The following is a 9,414-nucleotide window of genomic DNA, read 5'->3' on the forward strand; positions in this document are numbered from 1 at the left end:
CGCCATCACGCGCAGGCTGCCTAACCTCTTACCCCAGATGGACCAGAGCCTCCGCTCCTGAACACCGCTGAATGTCCCAAATCATCTGACGACAGACAGTGTCCGACGTCAGCACCTATGGGATAGATTGAGGGTCTACACGGACGGAGGATGGCTGGTTCATCGTCGCTCTTAAGGAGCGAAGATGAACCAGACATCCGGACCGGCCAAGAAGCCGGCAGGAGCGGTGATGATGAGAACCGGAGGCGTACCGCCTCAAACGAGACCCATCGAAAAACGACCGCTTTCGAGGCGCCCCGCCACGTGCTTGGACGGCAGAACCGGGTGGATTTCTGCCAGTCCGCTTCGGCGCAAATTTGCAGCGGAAGCAGACGTTCGCGGGATTGCGTCAGGCCGCCGCCCAGGCGATCGCATCAGCGCCAGCAGGCAGGCGCATCGGGCAAGCCGGATCTGTTGCTGCACGCCAGACCGCCTCGGCCACGTCTGACGCCCGGGTCAGCTCTTCCGTCGCCTGTTGGAAGTTCGCGAATACCTTGCCCGCCAAGTCTCCGTAGGCCTCTGGCACCTTCATCCCCATCCGGGTGCGGGCGTTGGCCCCGAACGAGGTCTCCGGCGATCGACCGGGAATGACGAGATGGGCGCGCACGCCGAATGGCAAGAGCTCGTGCGCGAGGGACTCGGTGAAGGCGTTCACCGCCGCCTTGCTCGCGGTGTATACCGCCAGCAGCGGCAGCGGCCGCAGGGTCACGCTCGACGTGACGTTGACGATCACTCCCGCGCCCCGTTCCCGGAACTGCGGCAGCACGGCCTGGGTCGTGGCGATGGTGCCTAGGGTATTCGTCTCGAACACCTCCCGGGCGGACTCCATCGACAAGCCCTCCAGGGCGTTCAGCAACCCGACGCCCGCATTGTTCACCAGGACATCGAGCGGCCCAGCCTCTTCGACTGCTAAGGCGATGCTGTCGGCGTCGGTCACGTCAAGCGGCAGGACGATAAGACGGTCGGACTCCGGGAGTAGGGCGGAGAGGGGCGTGCGCATGGTCGCGACGACCCGCCAGCCGCGGTCGAGGAACAGGCGCGCCGTCTCTAGGCCGAAGCCGGATGAGCAGCCGGTGATTAGGATTGTGTTCATGGGGATCTCCCGTGGGACGCACTACAGGGTGATAGGTGCGCTCCGCCGGACGTGATACGGGTGCGAATCCGTTTTTCATTGGCGAGCGTCCGTAATGGTCGATCCGCTCACCCAAGTGGTCGGGCTGCTTCAGCCCAGCGCCTCGTTCTCCAAGTTGGTCCTGGCTGGGGGCGCCTGGACCGTCCGCCGGGATGATCATGGCCAGCCGTTCTATGCCGCGGTGCTGGATGGGACTTGCCGGCTCGTAATCGACGGCGAGGCGGAGATCGTCCTTGCGGCCGGTGACTTCGTACTGATCCCCGCAGCCAGCGCCTTCGCCGCGTCCAGCCTCGTCGCGCCGTCGGCAGGGCGACCGCCGCCACCAGTCGAAGTCGGCCCCGGCGTGTTCAGGCTCGGCCCTGCCGAAGTACCGCCCGACCTACGGATGCTGGTGGGGCACTGCACCTTCGCCTCCGACGATACTGACTTGCTGCTTTCGCTCCTGCCTCGGTTCGTCCATGTGCGCGGCGTCGGGCGACTGGCGATGCTGCTCGGCCTGGTGAACGAGGAGACGTGGGCGGACAGGCCCGGCCGTGAGGTGATCCTTGCACGGCTTCTGGAAGTGCTCCTAATCGAGGCGCTCCGGTCTACTACGGGTCCGACGGCGCCCTCGGGCCTCCTGCGCGGACTTGCCGACGAGCGCGTGGCCGCCGCGTTGCGCCGGATGCACGAGCGGCCGACCGCTCTCTGGACGGTCGCGGTCCTGGCCCGAGAGGCGGGACTGTCGCGCTCGACATTCTTCGAACGGTTCCGGCGCGAGGTCGGCGTCCCACCGATGGCGTATCTTTTGGCATGGCGCATCGCGCTGGCGAAGGACCTGCTTGGTCGCGAGGGAGCCGGCGTGGCGGAGGTGGCCGAGCGCGTAGGCTACGGGTCCGCAAGCACCTTCAGCACCGCCTTCGCCCGTCATGTCGGCAGACCGCCGATCCATTACGCCCGCGAGCAACGTGTCCAACCCCGCAGCCCTGCGCCTCTTAACGTCGGACAGGGGTAGAATGCGGTCCGGCTGCTTCCGATCAGAAGACGTCCACAAGCCGCCTTCCGCGGAAGCTATAGAGCATCGATCGACTGCGTGACTGCGCGCAGGCTGTCTAACCTGTCACCCCAGATGGACCAGAGCCTCAGCTCTTGAACATTGCTGAATGTTCCGAATCATCTGACGACGGACAGTCCACGACCATCTGCGCGCGATGCTGCCGGATGGTCGCAAGCCGGATCCACTCAAGGCCTAGCCGCTTCTTCGACGCATGCGCCGATGCCTGACGCCACCAATACGACGCGGCTCCGACCATGTCGCCGCTGGCTAGCAATAGGCCTGGGCCCGGCCGATATCGCTGCCCATCGGTAGGTCGGTGCCCATCGAACGGATCCTCAAGCCGATCCGCCGGCATGAGGGCCGGCGCATGGATGTCAGCCGCACTCTAGTCGGCCTTGGACCATCGGCGATCCGCCGCCACGAGGACCACCGGTAAGACGAGAGCCCGGCGGACAGTGCGCGCCAGGATGGAGAGGCCGTCGAAGCCGGGCACGATGGCGGCGGTGCCGGATGCCGCAGGGGATCACGATCCCGAACCCTGTACTCGTCTAACCCGCGGGCGCCGCGGCGATGAGGCGTCGCAACGCCTCGCCGATCTGGTCGGCCGAGTACGGCTTGTGCAGGAGCTCAAAGCCGTGCCTGTCCTCGCGCGCCAAGACATGGCTGTAGCCCGAGGCCAACAACACCGGCAGGTCCGGAAGCCGTATCCGGAGCGCATTGGCGAGCTCGATGCCGCCCATGCCGGGCATCACCACGTCGGAGAAGACGGCCCGGAAGCCGGAGCCGTCGGCGCCCAGGCATTCAAGCGCCTCCTCGGCGTTGACGACCCATTCGGGCGCGTAACCAAGGTCCTCCAAGATCTGGACGCAGAAACGTCCAACCTCCAGGTTGTCCTCGACCAGCAGGACCGGCTGGCCCAGGCCGGAGGGCGCCACCTCAGCGTCGGGGCCGGGGACCGGCATCTCGGCCGGCTCGTCCGAGACCTCGGGCAGGTAGAGCGTGAAGGTCGTACCCTCTCCCACCGCGCTCGCCACGTCGACGTCGCCGCCCGACTGCTTGGCGAAGCCGAACACCTGGGAGAGCCCGAGCCCCGTGCCGCGGCCGACGGCCTTGGTCGTGAAGAAGGGCTCGAAGATGCGCCCAAGGACGTCGGCGGGGATGCCCGTGCCGCTGTCGGTCAGAGAGACGGCCACGAACGGCCCCCGCGATCCGCCGTGTCCCCGGATCGAGGGCATGGGCTGCCCGGCGAGCACCCGCATCGTCAGCGTACCGACACCGTCCATGGAGTCCCGCGCATTGATCGCGGCGTTCACGACCGCCGTCTCGAACTGGTTGACGTCGGCGCGCACCCGCGCGGTCGCGTCCGGAACCTCGACCCTGAGGCGGATGCGAGCGCCGGTGATGGTGTCGAGCATGTCGGCGACGGCACGAAGGCGCTCGCCGGCGTCGAACACCTCGGGCCTGAGGGATTGCCGGCGCGCGAAGGCCAGGAGTTGACCGGTCAGCTTGGCCGCTCGGTCGACCGTGTCGGAGACTGCATCCATGTATCGCTTGCGCCGCTCCTCGGGTAGGTCCGGGCGGCGCAGGAAGTCCACGGAGGATCGGATGATGGTCAGCAAATTGTTGAAATCGTGCGCGACGCCGCCGGTGAGCTGGCCCACGGCCTCCAGCTTCTGCGACTGACGCAGGTCGTGCTCCATCCGTTCGCGTTCGGCCGCCTCGGCGACGAGGCGTTCGTTCGCCTCCGCGAGCTCGGCCGTCCGCGCGGCGACCTGGGTCTCTAGCGAGGCCCCGGCTTGGCGCAATCGCTCGGCCTGGTCCTCCAGCTCGGCATGCAGCGCGACCACCCCGCGGTTGGTCTCGGCGAGCTCGCGGTTCAGGCGCTCCGCCTCCTCCTGACGCTCAGCGAGCTCGGCGAGGCTGCGTAGGAGTTCACGGTTCTGCTCCCGCAAGGCGACCAGCGGTTCCTCGGTCCGCGCCCGGGCGACATCCTCCGCCAGGCTCGCGAGCCTCTTTCCGGTGAAGGATACCGTGCCGTGCGGCAGCCGCTTGGCGAAGGTCACGACCGTGCCCTTGCCGGGATCGGTCTCGATCTCGAAGCGGTCCATCAGCCGGCGGGAGCCGGTGATGCCGATGCCGAGCCCCGTGGTCGAGCGATAGCGTCCCTGAAGGACGTCATCGAGGTGGGGGATGCCCGGCCCCTGGTCGCGGACGCGGACGACGAGGGACTGTCCGCCGCTTTCCTCGTCGAGGCCGTACTCGACCCGGCCGCCGCCGGCGTAGCCGTAGGCGTTGCGCGCGATCTCGGACACGGCCGTGGCGATGCGGGTCTGGTCCTGGACCTCGAAGCCGAGGCGCTCGGCCAGGCGGCGCACGCGCTGGCGCACCGTGATGATGTCGTCCTCGTGCTCGACCTGGCTGGCGAGGAGTGGCCACCTCATGCCGCATCCCCCCGAACGACGAGGACGGTGGCGTCGTCGCGGATCCGGGCGAAGTCGCGGTAGATCATGCCCGCCACGAGCGCCGGATGCGCCCCGGCGATGCCGGGGAAGGCGTCGAGGGACCATCCGGTCGCGATGCCATCCGAGCAGAGCACGAAGAGATCGTCCCGCCGCATCGGGTACTCGAACTCCTGGATGCGCCGCGCCGCGTGACCGGCCGTGCCGGCAAGGCTGACCGTTCGCTTGGTCGCCGTGCCTGAGACGACCGCTCCCATCACGTTGCCGATGCCCGCGATCGCGACGGTTTCTCGATCCCGCTCGTAGCGCGCGACGGAGACCGCCCCGCCCCGGGTGTGCGAGAGACCCGCATGGATGGCGGCGAGGATCGTGGCCGGCGGTCTGTCCTGATGACACCGGAAAATCTTGAGCGCCTCCTCGGACGCCTTGGCCGCCTCGGGTCCATGGCCGAGCCCGTCCGCCACGATGGCCGTCCAGCCGTCAGCCCGCTCGCGTACCGCGTAGGCATCGCCATTGGCCGTCTCGCCTTTCAGTGGCACCGTCACCGCCCCGAAGGCTGGCAGTGCGTGCGAGGCGGCCGGCCACACGCCCGACAGACGCGCCATCACCGCGGTGCCCGCGCCGGGTCGGGAAGCAATGTCGAAGGCGTCGGACAGCCGGCGTACGGCACCGAGACCCTCGCCGGGGCTGCCGCCGGTGGAATGGCCGTCGCGCAGGGCCGACCTGATGTCCGAGACGCCGGATCCCTTGTCGAGGGCGAGGATCTCGACCCCCGAGCCGGTACCGTCCTCATAGGTGCCGACAAGGATCTCGCCGGGAACGCCGTACTTGACGATGTTGGTGGCGAGCTCGGTCGCGACGAGGGCCACGCGGCCGGTCGCTGTCTCGTCGAAGCCGATGGACTGCGCGGCGGACACCGCCCGCCGCCGCGCCTCGGCAACCTGGCTCGCTTCCGTGACTGTGACCCGGTCCATGGCTACTTCCAGCGCGCGATGGTCACGCGGGTGCCTGAACCGGGCGTCGACTCGATGTGGAACTCGTTCGAGAGCCGCTTGGCTCCGCCAAGGCCGAGCCCCATGCCGCGGCCGGTGGTGAAGCGGTCCGTCATCGCCTGCTCGATGTCGGCGATGCCGGGCCCGTGGTCCTCGAAGGTTAGGCGTAGGCCCTTGCGCATTCCGGCCTGCACGATCTCTATGCGGACGTCGCCGCCCCCTCCGTAATCGAGGGTATTGCGCGCAAGTTCGCTCGCCGCGGTGACGATCTTGGTCTGGTCGACGAGCCCGAGTCCGATCTCGATGGCGAGCGCACGCACGCGCTGGCGCACGCGGACCACGTCGTCGCCGGATCGGACGGGTAAGGTCTCAGTCTTCGTGACGGTCACGGTCGCTCCCGTGTCCGTCGTCCTCCTCGGAAATCCGGGCCTGGATCAGTGCCATGCCCCGCTCGACGTTAAGCGCGGTCCTGATGCCGGTGAGTTCCAGGCCGAGCTCGACCAACGTGATGGCGACCGCAGGCCGCATGCCCGCCACGACGGTCTCCGCGTCGAGGACGCGGGAGACCGCGGCGATGCTCACCAGCATGCGCCCGATGAAGGAATCGACGATTTCCAGCGCCGAGATTTCGAGCAGAACGCCGCGCGCGCCGGTGCGCGCGATCATCGCCGTGAGGTCTTCCTCCAGCGCGAGGGCGAGGCGGTCGTGCATGTCGACCTGGATGGTGACGATAAGCACGCCACCGAGCTTGAGGATCGGAATGCGGTCCATGGCGTCAGCCGCGTCCCTCGGTCGAAGCCTGCTGGCGTACCACCTTGCGGCCGGTCCGCCTCAGGGCGACGGCGAAGGCGTCGGCCAGGGTCGCCTTCGAGACGACGTTCAGCTCGACGCCGAGATGGACCATGGTCTGGGCGATCTGCGGCCGGATGCCGGAGACGATGCAGTCGGCGCCCATCAGCCGCGCCGCCGCGACGGTCTTCAGAAGGTGCTGCGCCACCAGGGTGTCGACGGTCGGGACGCCGGTGATGTCGATGATGGCGATCTCGGCCTCCTCGTCGACGATAGCCTGCAGCAGGTTCTCCATCACGACGCCGGTGCGGGCGCTGTCGAGGGTGCCGATCAGCGGCAGGGCGAGGATGCCGTCCCAGAGCCGGACGACCGGCGTCGAGAGCTCGGCGATCTCCTGGCCCTGGCGCCCGATCACCTCCTCGCGGCTGGCCAGGAACACCTCCATGGTCTGAAGGCCGAGCCGATCGAGGACCTTGCCGGCCGCCCAGATACCGGCCGCGAGAGACGTCGCGTCCGTGCCGGACGCGCGCTTCAGGGCCTCGAAGATCGGCTCCTTGAGCGAGAAGACGAAGTTGGCGGTGTCGGTGGGGGTGAAGCCTTGGATCGCCCGCGAGCGGGAGATATCGGCGAGGCTCTCGCGCAGCGGGACGAAACCAGTGCCATCGGCATCGAGCCCACCCGCCCCGAGCGCGTCCTGGAGCTGGCCGAACACAGCCTTGGCCTGGGTCTTGAGCTCCGCCTCGCGGATGCGGCCGCTCTGCAGAGAGCTTCCCTCGCGCAAGCTCGTATTCCAGGCATCGAGGATGGCGGCCTCGTCTTCCGTGAGCGTCCTGGTCAGGACCTCGGCGCCGTCCGTCTTCATCAATCCATCCTCATCGTCTTCGAAAGGCTCTAACCTGTCCGGGGCGGGTTCGATAGGCGGCGCTGCCGCACGCCGGGTCGGCGAAAGGTGGTTGTCCCTGGTCGGTTAGCCGGGTTCGTCCATCGGCGAGCTTTCCCGGTCCTATCTATTCCGCAGCCTTCCTACGTCGCCGGGGCTTCGAGGCGGCCCGGCTCAGGATTCGCGACAGGGCCTCGACCGAGTACGGCTTCTGCAGCAGCTCGAAGCCGTGGTCGCTCTCCTGTGCGAGGACGTGGCTGTAGCCGCTGGTCAGCACCACCGGCAGGCCGGGATACAAGCGCCGGACCGCGCGCCCGAGCTCGACCCCGTTCATGCCCGGCATGACGCGTCGTAGCCGTCCGGCTTGGCGGCTAGCGTCGCCAGGGCCTCGTCGGCGTTCGTGACCCAGTGGGTGCCGTAGCCGAGCTCCTGCAGCGTCTGGGTCGAGAAGGTGCCGACGTCGAGATTGTCCTCGACCACGAGGACGCAGGTCCCGCGCCCATCGACCACCGCGTCGACCGGCGCGGGCTCCTCTTCGGCGGTGGCGACGCCGCTGTCCGCCCGCGGCAGGTAGAGCGCGAACGTGGTGCCGCGTCCGACCTCGCTGTCGACCATCACCTCGCCGCCCGACTGCTCGGCGAAGCCGAAGACCTGGCTGAGCCCCAGCCCCGTCCCCTGGCCGACGCCCTTGGTGGTGAAGAACGGCTCGAAGATCCGGTCGACCTGGTCGGCCGCGATGCCCGATCCCGTGTCGGACAGCGCGATCCGGACGTAGTCCCCGACCAGCGCGGGATGCGAGCGCATCGCCGGCACGCCCCCCACCGCCTCCACCGTGATGTCGAGTCGGCCCTCGCCGTCCATCGCGTCGCGGGCGTTGACCGCCATGTTCACCAGGGCGGTGTCAAACTGGCTCGGATCGGCGTTGATGTGGCACGCCTCCTCGCCGACCTGGATCGAGACGGCGATGCGGGCACCCGTCAGGGTCCCCATCATCTCGCCGATGGCCCGCACGCTGCAGCCGGCATCGAACACCACCGGTCGTAGGGCCTGACGGCGGGCGAACGCCAGGAGCTGCCCCGTGAGCTTGGCGGCCCGGTCCACGGTATCGGAGATCGCGCCGATGTAGCGAGCCCGCCGCTCCTGTGCGAGGTCCGGCCGCTTCAGCAGGTCCGTCGACGACTTGATGACGGTGAGCAGGTTGTTGAAGTCGTGCGCGACGCCCCCGGTCAACTGTCCGACCGCCTTAAGCTTCTGGGACTGACGCAAGGCCTCCTCGGCCTGAAACGGGGTCGCGGCGCGTTCCTTCTCCTGCGTGACGTCGCGTGAGACGCAGTAGAACATTCCGTCGACCGGCACGGCCGTCCAGGACAGCGTGCGGTAGCTGCCGTCACGGGCCCGGAAGCGGTTCTCGAACGCGAGCGTCAGGCCGCCGGCGGCGAGGTGTGCGACCTCGGTCCTGGTCCTCTCACGGTCCTCCGGGTGTTCGAGCCACTCCGATGTCTTGCCGACGATGTCGTGGTAGTCCCATCCCAGGATGCGCTGCCAGGCCGGGTTGATGCCGACCCAGACACCGTTCGCATCCGAGACGCCGAGCATGTCCTGGCTCACGTGCCAGATGCGGTCGCGTTCCTTGGTGCGCTCGGCGACCTGGTGTGCCAGCGTCTCGTTGAGGGCACGCAGGTCTGCGGCGACGCGGCCGTGCTCGGCCTCCACGGCGCGCCGCTCGTCCACGTCGAGCAGGACCCCCGGAAAGCTCAAAGGCGTCCCGTCCGCCGCATGCTCGACCCGGCCGTTCGCCCCCAGCCAGTAGTAGCGTCCGTCGGCGCGACGCACGCGGTATTGATGCGCGTAGGCGCCGCCCCGCTGCATGGCCGAATCCATCGCTTTGGGGAAGCGCCGACAGCGGTCTGGACGGCTGGGTTGGGTCGAGTCCTGCCGTTCCGCTGAAGGCATCCGTACGACACAGACATTCAATCGATTTTCTGTACTCAGTCGGCAGATTGGCGGATCGGCAGACAGCTCCTTCGGATTTAATTCTCTCTGAAGCCGAGGCGGTCCCGTATTCAGGGTGGCTCCAGCGCAGGCTC

General features: G+C 68.2%; 9 protein-coding genes. 1 reads left to right on the forward strand and 8 read right to left on the reverse strand.

Annotation, left to right across the window (positions count from 1 at the left end; genetic code table 11):
• Positions 1 to 388: 388 nt before the first annotated feature.
• A complete protein-coding gene (locus tag ASG51_RS14940; RefSeq protein WP_056271276.1) occupies positions 389 to 1,132 on the reverse strand; it encodes an SDR family oxidoreductase in 744 nt (247 codons plus the stop codon).
• A 94-nt stretch (positions 1,133 to 1,226) separates the two neighbouring features.
• On the opposite strand from ASG51_RS14940, the gene ASG51_RS14945 reads away from it, so the two are divergent.
• The gene (locus tag ASG51_RS14945) at positions 1,227 to 2,165 is read left to right on the forward strand and encodes an AraC family transcriptional regulator (protein WP_056381666.1); all 939 of its coding nucleotides are present in this window, start codon (positions 1,227 to 1,229) and stop codon (positions 2,163 to 2,165) included.
• Between the two features lie 590 nt (positions 2,166 to 2,755).
• On the opposite strand, the gene ASG51_RS14950 is transcribed toward ASG51_RS14945, so the two are convergent.
• The 7 genes from ASG51_RS14950 to ASG51_RS14980 form a co-directional block, all read right to left on the reverse strand.
• Complete coding sequence (locus ASG51_RS14950; protein WP_056381668.1) at positions 2,756 to 4,648, reverse strand: ATP-binding protein; 1,893 nt, start codon at positions 4,646 to 4,648, stop codon at positions 2,756 to 2,758.
• Positions 4,645 to 5,640, reverse strand: a complete 996-nt coding sequence (locus tag ASG51_RS14955; protein WP_056381671.1) for an ATP-binding SpoIIE family protein phosphatase — start codon at positions 5,638 to 5,640, stop codon at positions 4,645 to 4,647. The genes ASG51_RS14950 and ASG51_RS14955 overlap by 4 nt, the downstream gene beginning before the upstream one ends.
• Positions 5,641 to 5,642: 2 nt before the next feature.
• Positions 5,643 to 6,047 carry an anti-sigma regulatory factor gene (locus ASG51_RS14960; RefSeq protein WP_056381673.1) on the reverse strand — a complete coding sequence of 135 codons (405 nt, stop codon included), beginning with the start codon at positions 6,045 to 6,047 and terminating at the stop codon, positions 5,643 to 5,645.
• A complete protein-coding gene (locus ASG51_RS14965; RefSeq protein WP_056271262.1) occupies positions 6,028 to 6,429 on the reverse strand; it encodes an STAS domain-containing protein in 402 nt (133 codons plus the stop codon). Before ASG51_RS14965 ends, ASG51_RS14960 begins: the two co-directional genes overlap by 20 nt.
• 4 nt (positions 6,430 to 6,433) lie before the next feature.
• On the reverse strand, positions 6,434 to 7,309 hold the full coding sequence (locus ASG51_RS14970; protein WP_056381675.1) for an STAS domain-containing protein: 876 nt from the start codon (positions 7,307 to 7,309) through the stop codon (positions 6,434 to 6,436).
• Positions 7,310 to 7,454: 145 nt separating this feature from the next.
• Positions 7,455 to 7,670, reverse strand: a complete 216-nt coding sequence (locus tag ASG51_RS25120; RefSeq protein WP_056381678.1) for a response regulator — start codon at positions 7,668 to 7,670, stop codon at positions 7,455 to 7,457.
• A complete protein-coding gene (locus ASG51_RS14980; RefSeq protein ID WP_277996213.1) occupies positions 7,658 to 9,280 on the reverse strand; it encodes a PAS domain-containing sensor histidine kinase in 1,623 nt (540 codons plus the stop codon). Before ASG51_RS14980 ends, ASG51_RS25120 begins: the two co-directional genes overlap by 13 nt.
• Positions 9,281 to 9,414: the final 134 nt, after the last annotated feature.

Source organism: Methylobacterium sp. Leaf465, assembly GCF_001424705.1.
Classification (GTDB): Bacteria; Pseudomonadota; Alphaproteobacteria; order Rhizobiales; family Beijerinckiaceae; genus Methylobacterium.

Bases quoted from the DNA above. Each gene is read 5' to 3' on its own strand.
- ASG51_RS14965 (WP_056271262.1), bottom strand. From the start codon at position 6,429: ATGGACCGCATTCCGATCCTCAAGCTCGGTGGCGTGCTTATCGTCACC.
- ASG51_RS14955 (WP_056381671.1), bottom strand. From the start codon at position 5,640: ATGGACCGGGTCACAGTCACGGAAGCGAGCCAGGTTGCCGAGGCGCGG.
- ASG51_RS14945 (WP_056381666.1), top strand. From the start codon at position 1,227: ATGGTCGATCCGCTCACCCAAGTGGTCGGGCTGCTTCAGCCCAGCGCC.
- ASG51_RS14980 (WP_277996213.1), bottom strand. From the start codon at position 9,280: ATGCCTTCAGCGGAACGGCAGGACTCGACCCAACCCAGCCGTCCAGAC.
- ASG51_RS14940 (WP_056271276.1), bottom strand. From the start codon at position 1,132: ATGAACACAATCCTAATCACCGGCTGCTCATCCGGCTTCGGCCTAGAG.
- ASG51_RS25120 (WP_056381678.1), bottom strand. From the start codon at position 7,670: ATGCCGGGCATGAACGGGGTCGAGCTCGGGCGCGCGGTCCGGCGCTTG.
- ASG51_RS14970 (WP_056381675.1), bottom strand. From the start codon at position 7,309: ATGAAGACGGACGGCGCCGAGGTCCTGACCAGGACGCTCACGGAAGAC.
- ASG51_RS14950 (WP_056381668.1), bottom strand. From the start codon at position 4,648: ATGAGGTGGCCACTCCTCGCCAGCCAGGTCGAGCACGAGGACGACATC.